This window comes from Mesorhizobium escarrei (assembly GCF_935825525.1).
In the GTDB taxonomy this organism is placed as follows: Bacteria; Pseudomonadota; Alphaproteobacteria; order Rhizobiales; family Rhizobiaceae; genus Mesorhizobium; species Mesorhizobium escarrei.
Window position 1 is genome coordinate 89,116 of record NZ_CAKXZT010000140.1, and the last position, 16,512, is coordinate 105,627.

Below are 16,512 nucleotides of genomic sequence, written 5' to 3' on the forward strand. Positions count from 1 at the left end.
TTTTCTCGCCGTGATTTCCGTCGCGATTTTTCTCGCCGTGATTTCCGTCGCGATTTTTCTCGCCGCGATTTTTCCCGCCGCGATTTTCGTCGTTTCGCCCGTAACGACGATTTCAGGTATTGGCGCGGCTATCGCGGCTATCGCTACTATCGTCCTGGCTATCGTCGCTACAACGACTACTGGTTCCCGCTGGCGGCCTTCGCCACTGGCGCGCTGATCACCGGCGCAATCATCAACAGCCAGCCGCGCCGCATCTATCGCGGCGATGCGCACGTGGAGTGGTGCTACAGCCGCTACAGATCTTACCGGGCATGGGACAACACGTATCAGCCTTACTACGGTCCCCGCCGGCCGTGCATCTCGCCCTATTGATAACCCAGGGCAGAGTTGAACAAGAGTCGTTGAAGAGAAGGGCCTGCGCCGGCAACGGCGCAGGCTTTTTCTTTTCGGTGCGCGAATCTACAGCGTGCTCAGTGTCCGGCGCACAGCATGGCGCCAACCCGACAGCTTTGCGGAACGGACCGATGCATCCATGTCCGGTCGAAACCTCCGCTCGAGCGCCCAACTCTTGGAGAATTCCCTTGTCTTCGGCCAGACGCCCGCCTTCGAGCCGGCCAGCCAAGCCGCGCCGAGCGCCGTCGTCTCCAGGATGGTCGGACGGTCGACCGGCGCATCGAGGATGTCCGCAAGTCGCTGCATCGTCCAGTCCGACGCCACCATGCCGCCATCGACCCTGAGAACGGTCTTCGCTGACGCGCCCTTCCAGTCCTTGCGCATCGCGTCGAGCAGGTCGCGCGTCTGGAACGCAACGGACTCGAGCGCGGCACGGGCAAATTCCGCCGGGCCCGAATTGCGGGTCAGCCCGAAGATGGCGCCGCGCGCCTCAGCGTCCCAATGCGGCGCGCCAAGCCCGACGAAAGCCGGCACCAGGTAGACTTCTTGGGACGGGTCGGCGCTCGCCGCCAGCTCGCCGCTCTGCTCGGCCTTGCCGATCACCTTGATGCCGTCGCGCAGCCATTGCACGGCAGCACCCGCGATGAAGATCGACCCTTCCAGCGCATAGGTGGTCTTGCCGTTCAGCCTGTAGGCAATGGTCGTCAACAGACGGTTCTTCGAGCGCACCAGATCGCTGCCGGTGTTGAGCAGCGCGAAGCAGCCGGTGCCATAGGTCGATTTCATCATGCCCGGCTCAAAACACGCCTGACCAATGGTCGCCGCGTGCTGGTCGCCGGCCACACCGAGGATTTTTATCTCTGCGCCGAACAGGCTTTTCTCTGTGATTCCATAATCGTCGGCGCAATCCTTCACCTGCGGCAGCATTCTTCCCGGTATGCCGAGAATGCCCAGAAGCTCGTCGTCCCAGGCATTCTTTTCGATGTTGTAGACCAGAGTTCGCGAGGCGTTGGTGGCATCGGTAGCGTGAACCTTGCCGCCGGTCAGCCGCCAGATCAGAAAGCTGTCGATGGTGCCGGCCAGCAATTCGCCCTTCTCGGCGCGTTTTCTGGCGCCCTTCACCTTGTCCAGCATCCAGGCGATCTTGGTGCCGGAGAAATACGGATCGAGCAGCAGGCCGGTCTTTCTGGTGAACTTCTTCTCCAGTCCCTGCTTCTTCAATTTCTGGCACTGCGGCGCGGTGCGGCGATCCTGCCAGACAATGGCGTTGTGGATCGGCCTGCCGGTCGTCCTGTCCCAGATGATAACGGTCTCGCGCTGGTTGGTGATGCCGATTGCCGCGACTTCCGACGCATCGCGGCCGGCGCTCTTCAGCGCAGCCTTCGCCGTCGCCACGACACTCGCCCAGATTTCCTCCGGATCGTGCTCGACCCAGCCGGAGGCTGGATAATGCTGGATAAACTCCTTCTGTCCGCTGCCCACGACCTTCATTTCACGGTCGAACAGGATCGCCCGGCTCGACGTCGTTCCCTGGTCGATCGCAAGGATAAAGCTGCTCATTTCCATTCCCTTGGGCCACTCCTCGCGCAAACAGGGGAGACGGCAAGATGCCGCCTCCCCCGATCGATGCGGTGCGGGCGCGGACGCCCGGACCGATGCTTAATTGTTCCAGCTCTTGACCAACTCGTCGTAGTTGATGGTCTGCGGCTTGTCCTTCTCCGGCTCGATCTTCAGCTGCGGCGCGAGATTGCCCTTGGCGACGGCATCGGCGTTCCACTCTTCCAAGGTCTTTTCCTCGGCGAGTTTCGGTCCGATGTCGCCCTGCACGCCGGCGCGCTCAAGACGCTCAAGCACCTTTTCCTGCTCGGCGCAGAGCGAGTCCATCGCCTCCTGCGGGGTTTTGGCACCCGACGAGGCATCGCCGATCGCCTGCCACCAAAGCTGTGCCAGCTTCGGATAGTCAGGAACGTTCGTACCCGTCGGCGACCACTGGACTCGGGCCGGCGAGCGGTAGAACTCGATCAGGCCGCCGAGCTTCGGGGCGCGGTCCGTGAAGCTCTTGTGCTGGATGGTGCTCTCGCGGATCAGCGTCAGGCCGACGTGGCTTTTCTTCACGTCGACTGTCTTCGAGGTGACGAACTGCGCGTAGAGCCAGGCTGCCTTGGCGCGGTCGTCAGGCGTCGACTTGAGGAGCGTCCACGAACCCACGTCCTGATAGCCGAGCTTCATGCCGTCCTTCCAGTAGACGCCATGCGGCGACGGAGCGAAGCGCCATTTCGGCGTACCGTCCTCGTTCACGACGGGAAGGCCGTCTTTCACCATGTCGGCGGTGAAGGCCGTGTACATGAACATCTGCTGGGCAATTTCGCCCTGCGCCGGAACCGGTCCGGATTCGGAGAAGGTCATGCCCTGGGCCGCGGCCGGAGCGTAAGCCTTCATCCAGTCGAGGTATTTCTGGATGGAGTAAACCGCCGCCGGACCGTTGGTGTCGCCGCCTCGAGCCACGCACGAGCCGACGGGCCGCGACTTCTCGTCGACCTTGATGCCCCATTCGTCGACCGGAAGACCGTTCGGCAGCCCCTTGTCGCCATTGCCGGCCATCGAAAGCCAGGCATCGGTGAAGCGCCAGCCGAGCGACGGGTCCTTCTTGCCGTAGTCCATATGGCCGTAGACCTTCTTGCCGTCGATCTCGCGGCCGGTGAAGAACTCGGCGATGTCCTCGTAAGCCGACCAGTTGACCGGCACGCCGAGGTCGTAGCCGTACTTCGCCTTGAAGTCCGCCTTGTTCTTCTCGTCGTTGAACCAGTCGTAGCGGAACCAGTAGAGGTTCGCGAACTGCTGGTCGGGCAGCTGGTAAAGATCGCCGTCCGGAGCCGTCGTGAACTTGGTGCCGATGAAGTCGGCGAGGTCGAGATTCGGGTTGGTGACGTCCTTGCCCTCGTTCGCCATCCAGTCGGTCAGGCTGCGCGCCTGCTGGTAGCGCCAATGGGTGCCGATCAGATCGGAGTCATTGACATAGGCGTCGTAGACATTTTCGCCCGACTGCATCTGCGTCTGCAGCTTTTCGACGACGTCGCCTTCGCCGATCAGATCATGGGTGATCTTGATGCCGGTTATGTCGGCGAACGCCTTGGCCAGAGTCTTCGATTCATATTCGTGCGTCGTGATGGTTTCCGAGACGACCTTGATGTCCATGCCCGCAAAGGGTTTTGCAGCATCGATGAACCACTGCATCTCGGCTTCCTGGGCAGCGCGATCGAGCGTCGACATGTCCTTGATCTCGGCGTCGAGAAACGCCTTGGCTTCGTCCATTCCGGCATAGGCGTTGCCTGCCCCGAGCAACAGGACGAGCGCAGTCGTTGATGTAAAAAATTGCCGTCTCATGTGTTTCCTCCACTGTTTCAGTTTCAAGTGCGATCGGAGCAGCCGCCGGCACGCGGCCGCTCCAACAGTTTCCCCCTCTATACGTAGCGGAACACGCCGATGGCGTAGACCACGGAGAGAGCGAGAGCCCACCACAGGTTGGGTCCGACAAGACCCAACCAAGCGAGATGGATAAAGGCGCTGCCAAGCAGCGAAAGGAAGAGACGGTCGCCGCGCGTCGTCTCGAACTGCAGAACGCCAACCCGCGGATTGCCGCCTGGCGAGACGTACTCCCAGATCGCCATGCCGCAGAGCAGCATCAGGATCGTGATGAAAAAGACCGCCGTCGGCAGCGTCCATGCCATCCAGGTAAGATTCATGTCACACCCTCCCCAGGGCAAAGCCCTTCGCGATGTAGTTGCGTACGAACCAGATCACGAGCGCGCCCGGAAGAATGGTGAGCACGCCAGCTGCGGCCAGCACGCCCCAGTCGAGGCCCGAGGCCGAGACCGTGCGCGTCATGATCGCGGCGATCGGCTTGGCGGCGGTCGTGGTCAACGTCCGCGCGATCAGCAGCTCCACCCACGAGAACATGAAGCAGAAGAAGGCCGCGACACCAACGCCGCTCGCGATCAGCGGCATGAATATCTTCAGGAAGAAGCGCGGGAAGGAATAACCGTCGATATATGCGGTCTCGTCGATTTCCTTCGGCACGCCCGACATGAAGCCTTCGAGGATCCAGACCGCCAGCGGCACGTTGAACAGGCAGTGCGCGAGCGCCACCGCGATGTGGGTGTCGATCAGGCCGAAAGCCGAATAGAGCTGGAAGAACGGCAGCGCGAACACCGCCGGCGGCGCCATGCGATTGGTCAAGAGCCAGAAAAACAGGTGCTTGTCGCCGAGGAAGCGGTAGCGCGAGAAGGCATATGCTGCCGGAAGCGCGACGGCGACGGAAATCACCGTGTTCATAACCACATAGATGATCGAGTTGATGTAACCCTTGTACCAGGACGGGTCGGTGAAGATCACCATATAGTTGGCGATCGTCGGGTTTCTCGGCCACAGCGAGAAGGCGCCGAGGATCTCCTGGTTGGTCTTGAAGCTCATGTTGACCAGCCAGTAGATCGGCAACATCAGGAAGATGATGTAGATCGTCGGCACCAGCCACCAGAACCGCGACTCCTCGCCCCGCCGCCGCATTTTTCGGGCCAGCGCGACGTTCGCCGCCTGCGCTTCTGTGGTAGCGGGGCTTTGCCGCATCAGCGTTCGTCCGTCGGCCGTGGTTTCCTCGAGGCGCGCCATCTCACCGCTCCGCGTCATAGGCTGTCATAACGGTATAGAACACCCAGGACAGGAGCATGATGATCAAGAAATAGACGATCGACATGGCCGCCGCCTCACCGAGGTTGAACTCCCCGATGGCCAGCTTCACCAGATCGATCGACAGGAAAGTGGTGGTGTTGCCAGGCCCGCCGCCGGTGACGACGAACGGCTCGGTGTAGATCATGAAACTGTCCATGAAGCGCAGCAGAACCGCGATCAGCAGCACGCGGTTCATCTTCGGCAACTGGATATAGCGGAAGATCGCCCAGCGCGACGCCCCGTCGATCTTGGCCGCCTGGTAATAGGCGTCGGGAATCGAGACCAATCCTGCGTAGCAGAGCAAGACGACGAGGCTCGTCCAGTGCCAGACATCCATGACGATGACTGTGATCCAGGCGTCGAACGGGTCGTTGACATAGTTGTAGTTAAAGCCGAGCGCGCGCAGCGTATATCCGAGCAGGCCGATGTCGACGCGGCCGAACACCTGCCAGATCGTGCCGACGACGTTCCACGGGATGAGCAGCGGCAGCGCCATCAGCACCAGGCAGACCGGAACGCCCCAGCCCTTCTTCGGCATGTTGAGCGCAATGAAGATGCCGAGCGGAATCTCGATGGTGAGAATGATGGCCGAGAAGACCAGGTTGCGGCCCATCGCTTCCCAAAACCGGTCGGAATGCAGGATTTCCTCGAACCATTCCGCGCCCGCCCAGAAGAAGACGTTGTTGCCGAAAGTGTCCTGCACCGAATAATTCACGACCGTCATCAGCGGGATGATCGCCGAGAAAGCCACCAGCAACAGCACTGGCAGCACCATGAACCAGGCTTTGTTGTTCCAGGTCCTTTCCATGCTCAGCCCCCCATCTCGACGCGCCAGGAATCGGAGTAAAGGTTGATTCCCGCCGGGTCGAAAGCGATCTTCGGATCGGCGGGAATGTCCTCGTCCTCGCCGACGATCGCCGCGATGTCGCGGCCTTCGAAACTGGCGCGCACCACCTTGTGGCGGCCGATATCCTCGACCTTCCGGATTGAAACCGGCATGCCGCTGGCGCCAAGCCTGACATATTCGGGGCGGATGCCGAGTTCGATCGCGCCTGTGATTCCAGCCTTGGGCGCGCCAGGCAATTCGATCGTCTGGCTGCCGAGCCGCGCACTCCTGCCTTCGACCGCGACCGGCATGACGTTCATGCCCGGCGAGCCGATGAAATAGCCGACGAATGTGTGCTTGGGACGCTCGAACAGCTCGGCTGGAGAGCCGATCTGTACGATCTCGCCCTCATACATGACGACGACGTTTTCGGCGAAGGTGAGCGCCTCGGTCTGGTCGTGCGTGACATAGACCATGGTGAAACCGAAGCGCCTGTGCAGCTGTTTCAGTTGCGAGCGCAGCACCCACTTCATATGCGGATCGATGACGGTCAGCGGCTCGTCGAACAGGATCGCGTTGACATCGGAGCGCACCAGCCCGCGCCCGAGCGAGATCTTCTGCTTCTGGTCGGCGGTCAGCCCCCTCGCCTTTCTCTTGGCCATATCGGCCAACCCCGTCATTTCCAGCGTTTCGCGCACCTTGCGGTCGACGTCGGGTTCCGGAACGCCGCGGTTGCGCAGCGGGAAGGCCAGATTGTCGTAGACGGTCATGGTGTCGTAGATGACCGGGAACTGGAACACCTGAGCTATGTTGCGCTCCTGCGTCGACAGATTGGTCACTTCCTTGCCGTCGAACAGAAGCTCGCCGTGCGAGGGATACAACAGGCCGGAAATGATGTTGAGCAGCGTGGTCTTGCCGCAGCCCGACGGCCCGAGCAGCGCATAGGCGCCGCCATCCTCGAAGGCGTGATGCACCTCCTTCAGCGCATAATCCTTGTCCGACTTCGGATGCGGCCCGTAGGCGTGGCGGATGTGATTGCAGTCGATGCGCGCCATGTGCCCTCCTCCCTCAAGCCGCCAGCATCTGTGGCGGCGCGGCCGAACGGCCGTTCGCGTCGAAAACCATGATGTGCCGCGGATCGATGAACACTTCGATGGTCTGGTCCGGCTCGAACACCAGGATGCCGTGCTCCAGCATCACCCAGCGGACATCGGCGAAATCGAGATGCACAAAACTTTCAGAACCGGTGATCTCGGTGACCGACACCTTGGCTCTCACCGCAACCGCCGACGGGCTCGACCGGGCAAGAGAGAGATGGTGGGGCTGGAAGCCGATCGTGTAACTCGTATCGGCAATACCGGCGAGCTCAGCCGGCACCGGGAGGCTCACCCCACCATCAAGAAGGAAGCTCGAACCGCTCTTCTTCAGCACGATCGTGTTGAGCGGCGGATCGGCGAACGTCTTGGCGGTGACGAGGTCATTCGGCCTGCGGAAGACGTCGATCGTCGGGCCGAACTGAGTGGTGCGGCCTTCGGAAAGCGTCGCCGTGTTGCCGCCGAGCAGCAGGGCTTCGTGCGGCTCGGTCGTGGCGTAGACGAAAATGGTGCCGGTCGCCGCGAAGATCTTCGGCAATTCCGCGCGCAACTCCTCGCGCAGCTTGTAGTCGAGGTTGGCGAGCGGCTCGTCGAGCAGCACGAGGCTGGCGTTCTTGACGATGGCGCGCGCCAGCGCCGTGCGCTGCTGCTGGCCGCCGGAGAGGCTGAGCGGCGTGCGGTCGAGAAAGGGCGTCAGCTTGAGAAGGGCGGCGGCATTGCGCACCTCCTTGTCGATCTTTGCCCGCTCGGTCCCGGCCACCCGCAGCGGCGAAGCGATGTTCTCGTAAACGGTCATCGCCGGATAGTTGATGAACTGCTGGTAGACCATGGCGACGTTGCGCTTCTGCACCGGGATGCCGGTGACATCCTTGCCATCGAACCAGACCGAACCGGACGTCGGCACATCAAGGCCGGCCATCAGTCGCATCAGGCTGGTCTTGCCGGAAAGCGTCGGTCCCAGAAGGACGTTGAGCGAGCCGTGCTGGAGCGTCAGCGACACGTCGCGTATATGCTCCGTCGCGCCGATCGTCTTCGTCACGTTTCTCAGTTCCAGCATGATGCCTCCTCCCAGGCTTTCTGCATGACTATTCGGCAGCCGCGACATGGCGCCGGCTTATCCCGCGCATGAATTCGTCGAGCGCTGCCGCCTGCTCGCGGCTCAGATGCAGGCCGCGCTTGGTTCTGCGCCACAATACATCTTCGGCCGTCATCGCCCATTCATTTTGAACGAGGTAGCGCACCTCGGCCTCGTAGAGATCGGCGCCAAAGTTGCAGCCAAGGTCGGCATTCGATCTGGCGAGGCCCAGCAGCATCCTTGCGCGAGTCCCGTAAAGCCGGGTCAGGCGGCGCGCCAGACGCGCATCGAGGAACGGATAGGCCGTCTTCAGTTTCGCCACTTCGGCGTCGAAGCCGCTCGCCGGGAAGTCGCCGCCCGGCAGCGGCGCGTTTGCCGTCCAGGGCTTGCCGCGCTTGCCGAGAAAACCCTCGATTTTCTCGAGCATCGATTCCGACAGCCGGCGATAGGTGGTGATCTTGCCGCCGAAGGTGTTGACGATCGGCGCCGTGCCTTCGCCGCCGTCGGTCTTCAGCACATAGTCGCGGGTCGCTTCCTGCGCCTTCGAGGCGCCGTCGTCATAAAGCGGGCGCACGGCGGAATAGGTCCAGACGATGTCCGAACGCTTGACCGGTTGCGCGAAATATTCGCTCGCCGCAGCACAGAGGTAATCGATCTCGGCGTCGCTGATCTTCACGTCGTTCGGGTCGCCGGAAAAGTCCTGGTCGGTGGTGCCGATCAGCGTGAACTCTTCCTCGTAGGGGATGGCAAAGATGATGCGGCCATCCTTGTTCTGAAAGAAATAGGCGCGCGGATCGTCGAATTTCTTGCTGATGACGATATGGCTGCCCTGGACCAGCCGGACATTGTGCACGTCGTTCAAGCCGACAGTAGCCGACAGCACATGGTCGACCCATGGACCGGCCGCATTGACCAAAAGCCGCGCCTTGACCTCCTCGGTGTCCCCGGTCTGCGTGTTTTCCAGCCTGACCGTCCAAAGCTCGCCTTCACGGCGTGCGCTGATGACTTTCGTCCGGGTTCGTATCGTTGCGCCGCGATCGGCGGCGTCGCGGGCGTTCAACGCCACCAGCCGCGCATCGTTGACCCAGCCGTCGGAATATTCGAACGCCTTGCGAAACAAGGGCTTCAGCGGCTTGCCGGCTGGGTCGTTTACCATATCCAGCGTCTTGGTCGCCGGCAGCAATTTGCGCCCGCCAATGTGGTCGTAAAGGAAAAGGCCGAGCCTGATCAGCCAGGCCGGGCGCAGGCCCTTGGCATAGGGCAGCACGAAGCGCATCGGCCAGATGATGTGCGGCGCGTTCTTCCAGAGGATCTCGCGCTCCATCAGCGCCTCGCGCACCAGGCGGAACTCATAGAACTCCAGATAGCGCAAGCCGCCATGGATCAGTTTGGTCGAGCCCGAGGACGTGCCGCTGGCCAGATCGTTCATCTCGGCAAGGAAGACCGAGAAGCCGCGCCCAACCGCATCGCGCGCAATGCCGCAGCCGTTGATACCGCCACCGATGACGAAGATGTCATGGATCGGGGGTGCGCTCACAAAAAGTCCTCCCGGATTTCGCATTGCAGCATTTTTAGGTTTTTACGAAACCGTGTCGGGATTATTTCGAAATGGGAACGAATGTCAAAAGAAATATAAACAGCAGGAGTTGCCGCTACGGCACCATCTAGAAGAGCGAGGTTTCGATCAGTTGAACCTCTGCTTCCTGGCAGATCTTGCGCACCGACGGGATGTCGCAGCGGTCGGTGATGAAAGTGTTGACCTGCGACAGGTGGCCGATGCGAACCGGCGCCGTCCGCTCGAACTTGGTCTGGTCGGAAACGAGGATGACATGCCGGGCATTGGCGATGATCGCCTGCGCCACCTTCACTTCGCGAAAATCGAAATCGAGCAACGCACCGTCATGGTCGATCGCCGAGGCGCCGATCACCGCGTAGTCGACCTTGAACTGCCTGATGAAATCGACCGCCGCCTCGCCGACAACGCCGCCGTCGGAGCCGCGCACGACGCCGCCGGCAATAACAACTTCGATGGAAGGATATATGCGCATCCTGTTGGCAACATTGATGTTATTGGTGATGACCATCAGGCCGGCATGATCGAGAAGCGCCTTGCTGACCGACTCCGTCGTGGTGCCGATATTGATGAACAGCGAGGCGTTGTCCGGGATCAGCCTGGCTGCGGCGCGGCCGATCGCCTCCTTCTCGTCGGCGGCGATCTTGCGCCTCGCCTCATATTCCATGTTCTCGATGCCGGACGGGAACAGCGCCCCGCCATGGATACGGGAAAGCAGTCGCTGGTCGCACAGATCGTTAAGGTCCTTGCGGATGGTCTGCGGCGTCACGTTGAAATGCGTTGCCAGATCGTCGACCAGCACGCGGCCATTGTCCTTGGCCATCTGAATGATTTCGGAATGACGCGGCGACAGATACATTGGAGGACCTCCCGTTTTCGTTTTTCTTGTCTATAGCGGAAAACGAAAGTTATGAAAAGGCGTAAGCCGGCTAATGAAATTACATGCGGCCAAAGAAAAACCTCAACGCAACTTTGCCGGCCAATTTTAGGCCAGCCTGCGGGCGATTTCGGTGATGACCTCGAAAGCCGTGTCGACATCCGCCGCCGTCGTCTCGAACTGACCGACCTGAAAGCGGATCGCGACCTGCCCGTCCACCCGTGTCTGCGTCAGGTAGATGCGGCCATCATCGTTGATCGCGTTGACCAACCGTAGGTTGTGTTGGCCCGAATCGGTGCCGGCCACCAAATGCCGGAACGAGAACAGCGACAGCATCGGCTCCGAGACGATCTCGAAATCCGCTTCCCTGGCCAGCCGCTCGGCCAGCCCTTCGCTCCAGGCGACATGGTTGCGGATCATTGTCCGCAGATTTTCCAGCCCGTGGGCGCGCAGCAGGAACCACAGTTTCAGTGCGCGAAAGCGCCGCCCGAGCGGCACCGACCATTCGGAATAGTTGATGATGCCGTCGCGCCCATGCGTCTTCAGGTAATCCGGTTTGATGGCCAGCGTCCGCACCAGGTCTTCCGGCCGGCGGATGAACTGCATCGAGCAGTCGAACTGCGCGCCCAGCCATTTGTGCGGGTTGAAGACGATGGAATCCGCCTGCTCCACGCCCGCCCAGAAATGCCGGTATTCCGGACATATCATCGCCGATCCGGCCCAGGCGGCGTCGACATGCAGATAGAGCCCGTGCCGTTTCGCCACCGCGGCAACGCCGGCGATATCATCGGTTCCGCCGGTGCTGGTGCCGCCGACGCACGCGATGATGCCGGCCGGCAGCATGCCCGCTTGCCGGTCGGCGACGATAGCCGCTTCGAGAGCTGCGACATCCATAGCGCGGAAGCGGCCGGCAACCGGAATGCGCACGAGATTGTCCTCGCCGACGCCCGACACCCAGATCGCCCGGTCGATGGAGGTGTGGACCTGATCGGAAGAATAGACGCGCAATATCGGCTGGCCTTGCAGGCCCTTCTTGTTGCCCTGCCAGTCGAGGGCGCGCTCGCGCATGGTCAGCACGGCGGCGAGCGTCGCCGACGACGCCGAATCCTGCATGACGCCGGAAAACCCTTCCGGCAGGCCAAGCGCCTGACGCATCCAGTCGACGACGCGCGTCTCGAGTTCGGTCGCTGCCGGCGAAGTTTGCCAGAGCATGCATTGCGCCGCCATCACCGAAACCAGATACTCCGCCACCACCGAAACCGGTGCGGCATTGGCCGGGAAATAGGCGAAGAAGCGCGGATGCTGCCAATGAGTCATGCCCGGCAGGATTTTTCGCTCGAAGTCGGCGAAGATTGCCTGCATCGTTTCGCCATGTTCCGGCGGCGAGACGTCGATGCTTCTAACGATTTCGCCCGGCTCGACGAGCGGCCGCACCGGTCTTTCGCGAAGTGTGCTCCTGTAGTCGGCACCCCATTCGGCCGCGTGCAGCGACCATTCCCGAAATTCGTTGCTATTCATCTTGCTCTCCGTCGCATCGAGCCCAGCGGTCAAAGAGCACGAAAAACGAAGGCTTTCACTCGGGAAAGTCAGGCAAGCTCGCAAAAGCAGCCTTCAGTGCATTCGACCAGCCGTCAGAAATCGTCCGATAATATTGGTCGTCCTGGGCTATCCGCTTCTTCAGGCTGACCTTGAAGGCGTCCTTTTCGTAGAACAGCAGGTCGAGCGGCAGACCGACCGACAGGTTTGATTTCAGCGTCGAGTCGAACGACACCAGCAGCAGTTTCACCGTCTCGGCGAAACTCATCGCCTTTTCATAGGCGCGGATGATGATCGGCTTGCCATATTTGGTCTCGCCGATCTGGAAAAACGGCGTGTCTTCGGTCGATTCGATGAAATTGCCTTCCGGATAGATCATGAACAGCCGCGGCGCGCTGCCCTTGATCTGGCCGCCGAGAATAAAGGAGGCATTGAAATAGGAATCTGCCTTTTCGCCCGCCGGCGACGAACTGGCGATGACTTCCTTGACGGTGTCGCCGACCAGCCGTACCGTCTGGTACATGGACGGCGTTTCAAGCAGCGTGGCGTGACGATCGGCCACCGCCTTGGTGCGTTCGTCGAGCAAACTGACGACAGCTTGCGTCGTCGCCAGATTGCCGGCCGACATCAGCACGATGACGCGCTCGCCCGGCTCCTCCCAGACGTGCATCTTCTTGAAGGTCGAGATCGAATCCATGCCGGCATTGGTGCGTGTGTCCGACATGAACACGAGCCCACGATCGATCTTCAGGCCGACGCAATAGGTCATCGAATCTCTTTGGCAGCAATCTTGCCCTGGATTACTGCTCCACGGTGACGGTCACCGCAAGCTGTTCTTCCGCTTGTCCCAGTCGAATTCCCGATACGGGCGTGGCGTCGCGGTAATCGCGGCCGGTTGCCACCTTCACATAGCGTTCGTCGGGCGAAATGCCGTTGGCGACGTCGAACGCGACCCAGCCAAGGCCCGCAACATGCGCTTCGGCCCAGGCATGGCTCGCCGCCTGCTCGACCGCCGCATCCATCATCAAATAGCCGCTGACGTAGCGGGCCGGAAACCCCATGGCGCGCGCGGCGGCGGCAAAGATGTGGCTGTGGTCCTGGCAGACGCCGGTCTTGAGCGCCAGCGCGTCCTCGGCCGGGGTCGCCGCGTTGGTTGTGCCCGGCGTATAGGCGACGCGTTCGCCGATCACCGCCATCAGCCGGTGCAACCTTTCGATATCGGCCCCGTCGCCGACCGAGGCCGCGAGTTCGCGAATGCCGCTGCCGATCGTGGTCAACGGCGTTTCCTGGCCAAACAGCCACAGCGGCGCGAACCCCTGATGTGGCCCGCAGACGCCTGATGTGTCGCGTGTCACCACCTCGCCCGATGCCTCGACGGTAATGAAATCGCGGTCGCCTTCGACGCTCAAAAGCCGCGTGTCGTTTCCGAAATGGTCGGTGAAGCGCACCTCTTCGCGCGCCCCTTCGATCTTCAGCGCCCACGACAAGACAGTCTGCGTCGGTCCGCTGACCGGAAGCAGACGCAGCCGCTGCAACAGATAGTGCACCGGCGCGTCGTAGCGGTACTCGGTCCGGTGGGTGATCTTCAGCCGCATTGCTCTCGTCCCCTGAGCATGATCTTTTCCGGAAACCGGCTTCCACTTTCCGGGATCATGCTCGTCCCCTGAGCATGATCTTTTCCGGAAACCGGCTTCCACTTTCCGGGATCATGCTCAATAAAACCTGTAGTCCTGCGCGATCTCGTCGCCGAGCCTGATGTTGTCGCGGATGAAATTGGCCAGGAATTCATGCAGGCCGGCGTCGAATATGTCCTTGATCGAGCCGGCGGACAGCATGGCCTGGGTCTTGCCGGCTGTCACATGACAGGCATGGCGCTCGCCATAATCATCGCCCAGGAATTTCAGGTGCTCCGTCAGGAAACGGTAGCAGAAGGTCAGTGAGCGCGGCATGCGAACGTTGAGGATCAGATAGTCGGCGATGTTGCTCGGCTTGTAGTCGGCTTCGTAGACCCAGCGATAGGAGCGGTGCGCCGACACCGAACGCAGGATGGATTCCCACTGGTAGTTGTCGAGCGTGGAGCCGACCCACGAAATCGACGGCAACAGCACGTAGTATTTCACGTCCAGAATACGTGCCGTATTGTCGGCGCGTTCGACATAGGTGCCGAGCTGCGAGAAATCGAAAATCTCGTTGCGCAGCATGGTGCCGTAGAACGCGCCGCGGATCAGCGCCGTTTCGCGCTTGATCGCGTCGAGCACGCTGGGCAAATCACGTTCGTCGATCGGCTTGGCCAGCATGCGCTTCAGCGACATCCAGGCTTCGTTGATGCTTTCCCAGGTTTCGCGCGTCAGCGCAGTGCGCACCATGCGGGCATTGTTGCGGGCGGTTTCGATCGACGTCATCGTGCTCGACGGGTTCGCTGTGTCGCGCAGCAGGAAATCGGCAACGTTGGCGGCGGTATAGTCGGAATATTTCTGCGTGAAGGCAGCATCCGAACCAGCGCTGAGCAGCACCGAATTCCACTCTTCGGAGGCGTTCTGGGTTCGGGTCAGCGCCATGCGCAGCCCGGCATCGACCAGCCGCGCCATGTTTTCCGCCCGCTCGATGTAGCGGTTCATCCAGTAGAGCCCGTTGGCGGTGCGGCCGAGAAGCATGAAAAATGTGCCCTTCGGGCTAGTGAATAGTGAATATTGAATAGTGAATAGTGAATGCTTGCATTTCGACCGAGGATGACATCGTTGATTTCCCTCTACTGACTACTGACTACTCACTATTCACTATTCACTATTCACTATTCACTATTCACTATTCACTAATCACTATTCTAATCATCCAGCACCCAAGTATCCTTCGTCCCGCCGCCCTGGGACGAATTGACCACCAGCGAGCCTTCCTTCAGCGCCACACGCGTCAACCCGCCCGGCACGATCTGGATCCGATCAGATACCAGCACGTAGGGCCTGAGATCGACATGGCGCGGCGCCAGTCCCTTGTCGGTCAGGATCGGACAGGTCGACAATGCCAGCGTCGGCTGGGCGATGTAGTTCGACGGTCTTGCCGCGAGTTTCTTGGAAAAATGCTCGCATTCCTTCTTGGTCGCCGCCGGCCCGACCAGCATGCCGTAGCCGCCGGAGCCATGCACCTCCTTCACCACCAGCTCATCGATATGTTCGAGCACGTATTTCAGGCTGTCCGGCTCCGAGCAGCGCCAGGTCGGGATATTGCCGAGGATCGCTTTGCGGCCGGTGTAGAATTCGACGATCTCGGGCATGTAGGAATAGATCGCCTTGTCGTCGGCGATACCGGTTCCCGGCGCATTGGCGATGGTGATGTTGCCGGCACGGTAGACATCCATGATGCCGGGCACACCCAGTGCCGAGTCCGGGCGGAAGGTCAGCGGATCGAGAAAAGAATCGTCCACCCTTCGATAAAGCACGTCGATCTGCTTGTAGCCTTCGGTCGTGCGCATCGCGACGTGGCCATCGACGACGCGCAGATCCTGCCCTTCGACAAGCTGCACGCCCATCTGGTCGGCAAGGAAGGCATGTTCGAAATAGGCGGAATTGAAGCTGCCCGGCGTCAGCACGGCAATTGTCGGCGCACCGTTGGTGCTTTGCGGCCGCACTGCCGCCAGCGACTGGCGCAAGAGCTGCGGATAGTTTTCCACCGGCCGCACCTTGATCTGCTGGAACAGCTCGGGAAAGAGCTGCATCATCGTCTCGCGGTTCTCCAGCATGTAGGAGACGCCGGACGGCGTGCGCGCATTGTCCTCCAGCACGTAGAATTCGTTCTCGCTGATGCGAACGATATCGACGCCGATGATATGGGTGTAGACGCCGGCAGGCGGCCGCACTCCGATCATCTCCGGCAGGAACGCCTCGTTCTTGGCGATCAATTCCTTGGGGACGCGCCCGGCGCGCAAAATCTCCTGGCGGTGGTAGATATCGTCGAGAAAGGCGTTCAGCGCCTGGACGCGCTGCTCGATGCCTTGCGTCAGCCGTCGCCATTCATTGCCGGAAATGATGCGCGGAACGATGTCGAAGGGAATAAGGCGCTCGGAGGCTTCCTGCTCGCCATAGACGGCAAAGGTGATGCCGGTCTTGCGAAAGACGCGTTCGGCATCCTGCATCTTTTCGGTGAGCCTGGCCGGATCCTGCTCCTTTAGCCAGCGATCGTAAGCCGAATACGGTTTTCTCAATCCGGAGATTTCCGGAAGCATTTCGTCGAACGCTGCCAATCGCATACTCCCCTGTGAGACCATTTCACTGGCGTCACCGGAGAAAATCAAGCGCAATCGGTGATTTGGAGGATGTTGGCGCTCAGTATGTCGCGACGTGCCTAAAATTAGGGCATCGCCGATATGGCTGGGTCAGGCTTTGCCTCGTGCCCGGGCAGGCGGCCGGCGCCGCTCGG

Annotated in this window: 15 protein-coding genes; 1 reads left to right on the top strand and 14 read right to left on the bottom strand. The window is 61.0% G+C overall.

From position 1 onward, the window contains the following. On the top strand, positions 1-372 hold a 372-nt coding region (locus NMG80_RS37920; RefSeq protein ID WP_436798653.1), incomplete at its 5' end, for a BA14K family protein. 87 nt (positions 373-459) lie between these two features. On the opposite strand, the gene glpK is transcribed toward NMG80_RS37920, so the two are convergent. The 14 genes from glpK to NMG80_RS22580 all read right to left on the bottom strand — a co-directional run bounded on the left by glpK (position 460) and on the right by NMG80_RS22580 (position 16,336). After that, positions 460-1,953, bottom strand: coding sequence for a glycerol kinase GlpK (glpK, locus tag NMG80_RS22515; RefSeq protein ID WP_254020146.1), 1,494 nt, complete (start codon positions 1,951-1,953; stop codon positions 460-462). A gap of 99 nt (positions 1,954-2,052) precedes the next feature. Then, positions 2,053-3,777 (bottom strand): ABC transporter substrate-binding protein, encoded by a 1,725-nt coding sequence (locus NMG80_RS22520; protein WP_254020147.1) that lies wholly within the window; start codon positions 3,775-3,777, stop codon positions 2,053-2,055. 77 nt (positions 3,778-3,854) lie between these two features. After that, positions 3,855-4,136 carry a DUF2160 domain-containing protein gene (locus NMG80_RS22525; protein WP_254020148.1) on the bottom strand — a complete coding sequence of 94 codons (282 nt, stop codon included), beginning with the start codon at positions 4,134-4,136 and terminating at the stop codon, positions 3,855-3,857. Between the two features lies 1 nt (position 4,137). Next, positions 4,138-5,016, bottom strand: coding sequence for a carbohydrate ABC transporter permease (locus NMG80_RS22530; protein ID WP_254020245.1), 879 nt, complete (start codon positions 5,014-5,016; stop codon positions 4,138-4,140). A gap of 43 nt (positions 5,017-5,059) precedes the next feature. Continuing rightward, positions 5,060-5,926 (bottom strand): carbohydrate ABC transporter permease, encoded by an 867-nt coding sequence (locus NMG80_RS22535; RefSeq protein ID WP_254020149.1) that lies wholly within the window; start codon positions 5,924-5,926, stop codon positions 5,060-5,062. A gap of 2 nt (positions 5,927-5,928) precedes the next feature. Beyond that, the gene (locus NMG80_RS22540; protein ID WP_254020150.1) at positions 5,929-6,999 is read right to left on the bottom strand and encodes an ABC transporter ATP-binding protein; all 1,071 of its coding nucleotides are present in this window, start codon (positions 6,997-6,999) and stop codon (positions 5,929-5,931) included. 13 nt (positions 7,000-7,012) lie between these two features. Next, positions 7,013-8,095 carry an ABC transporter ATP-binding protein gene (locus NMG80_RS22545; protein WP_254020151.1) on the bottom strand — a complete coding sequence of 361 codons (1,083 nt, stop codon included), beginning with the start codon at positions 8,093-8,095 and terminating at the stop codon, positions 7,013-7,015. Between the two features lie 28 nt (positions 8,096-8,123). Beyond that, on the bottom strand, positions 8,124-9,650 hold the full coding sequence (gene glpD, locus NMG80_RS22550) for a glycerol-3-phosphate dehydrogenase (RefSeq protein ID WP_254020152.1): 1,527 nt from the start codon (positions 9,648-9,650) through the stop codon (positions 8,124-8,126). 127 nt (positions 9,651-9,777) lie between these two features. Next, on the bottom strand, positions 9,778-10,545 hold the full coding sequence (locus tag NMG80_RS22555; RefSeq protein ID WP_254020153.1) for a DeoR/GlpR family DNA-binding transcription regulator: 768 nt from the start codon (positions 10,543-10,545) through the stop codon (positions 9,778-9,780). Between the two features lie 126 nt (positions 10,546-10,671). Beyond that, positions 10,672-12,081: a pyridoxal phosphate-dependent decarboxylase family protein gene (locus tag NMG80_RS22560; protein WP_254020154.1), complete on the bottom strand. Its 1,410-nt coding sequence runs from the start codon at positions 12,079-12,081 to the stop codon at positions 10,672-10,674. 55 nt (positions 12,082-12,136) lie between these two features. Further along, on the bottom strand, positions 12,137-12,868 hold the full coding sequence (locus tag NMG80_RS22565; protein WP_077384039.1) for a proteasome-type protease: 732 nt from the start codon (positions 12,866-12,868) through the stop codon (positions 12,137-12,139). A gap of 31 nt (positions 12,869-12,899) precedes the next feature. Continuing rightward, positions 12,900-13,694 carry a transglutaminase family protein gene (locus tag NMG80_RS22570; protein ID WP_254020155.1) on the bottom strand — a complete coding sequence of 265 codons (795 nt, stop codon included), beginning with the start codon at positions 13,692-13,694 and terminating at the stop codon, positions 12,900-12,902. A gap of 117 nt (positions 13,695-13,811) precedes the next feature. Then, the gene (locus tag NMG80_RS22575; protein ID WP_254020156.1) at positions 13,812-14,753 is read right to left on the bottom strand and encodes an alpha-E domain-containing protein; all 942 of its coding nucleotides are present in this window, start codon (positions 14,751-14,753) and stop codon (positions 13,812-13,814) included. Positions 14,754-14,923: 170 nt separating this feature from the next. After that, a complete protein-coding gene (locus tag NMG80_RS22580; protein WP_254020157.1) occupies positions 14,924-16,336 on the bottom strand; it encodes a circularly permuted type 2 ATP-grasp protein in 1,413 nt (470 codons plus the stop codon). Positions 16,337-16,512: the final 176 nt, after the last annotated feature.

What these genes read in the sequence shown, in the direction of transcription:
- glpK (WP_254020146.1), bottom strand. Translation starts at nt 1,953, where the DNA reads ATGAGCAGCTTTATCCTTGCGATCGACCAGGGAACGACGTCGAGCCGG.
- NMG80_RS22520 (WP_254020147.1), bottom strand. Translation starts at nt 3,777, where the DNA reads ATGAGACGGCAATTTTTTACATCAACGACTGCGCTCGTCCTGTTGCTC.
- NMG80_RS22525 (WP_254020148.1), bottom strand. Translation starts at nt 4,136, where the DNA reads ATGAATCTTACCTGGATGGCATGGACGCTGCCGACGGCGGTCTTTTTC.
- NMG80_RS22530 (WP_254020245.1), bottom strand. Translation starts at nt 5,016, where the DNA reads ATGCGGCAAAGCCCCGCTACCACAGAAGCGCAGGCGGCGAACGTCGCG.
- NMG80_RS22535 (WP_254020149.1), bottom strand. Translation starts at nt 5,926, where the DNA reads ATGGAAAGGACCTGGAACAACAAAGCCTGGTTCATGGTGCTGCCAGTG.
- NMG80_RS22540 (WP_254020150.1), bottom strand. Translation starts at nt 6,999, where the DNA reads ATGGCGCGCATCGACTGCAATCACATCCGCCACGCCTACGGGCCGCAT.
- NMG80_RS22545 (WP_254020151.1), bottom strand. Translation starts at nt 8,095, where the DNA reads ATGCTGGAACTGAGAAACGTGACGAAGACGATCGGCGCGACGGAGCAT.
- NMG80_RS22555 (WP_254020153.1), bottom strand. Translation starts at nt 10,545, where the DNA reads ATGTATCTGTCGCCGCGTCATTCCGAAATCATTCAGATGGCCAAGGAC.
- NMG80_RS22560 (WP_254020154.1), bottom strand. Translation starts at nt 12,081, where the DNA reads ATGAATAGCAACGAATTTCGGGAATGGTCGCTGCACGCGGCCGAATGG.
- NMG80_RS22565 (WP_077384039.1), bottom strand. Translation starts at nt 12,868, where the DNA reads ATGACCTATTGCGTCGGCCTGAAGATCGATCGTGGGCTCGTGTTCATG.
- NMG80_RS22570 (WP_254020155.1), bottom strand. Translation starts at nt 13,694, where the DNA reads ATGCGGCTGAAGATCACCCACCGGACCGAGTACCGCTACGACGCGCCG.
- NMG80_RS22575 (WP_254020156.1), bottom strand. Translation starts at nt 14,753, where the DNA reads ATGCTTCTCGGCCGCACCGCCAACGGGCTCTACTGGATGAACCGCTAC.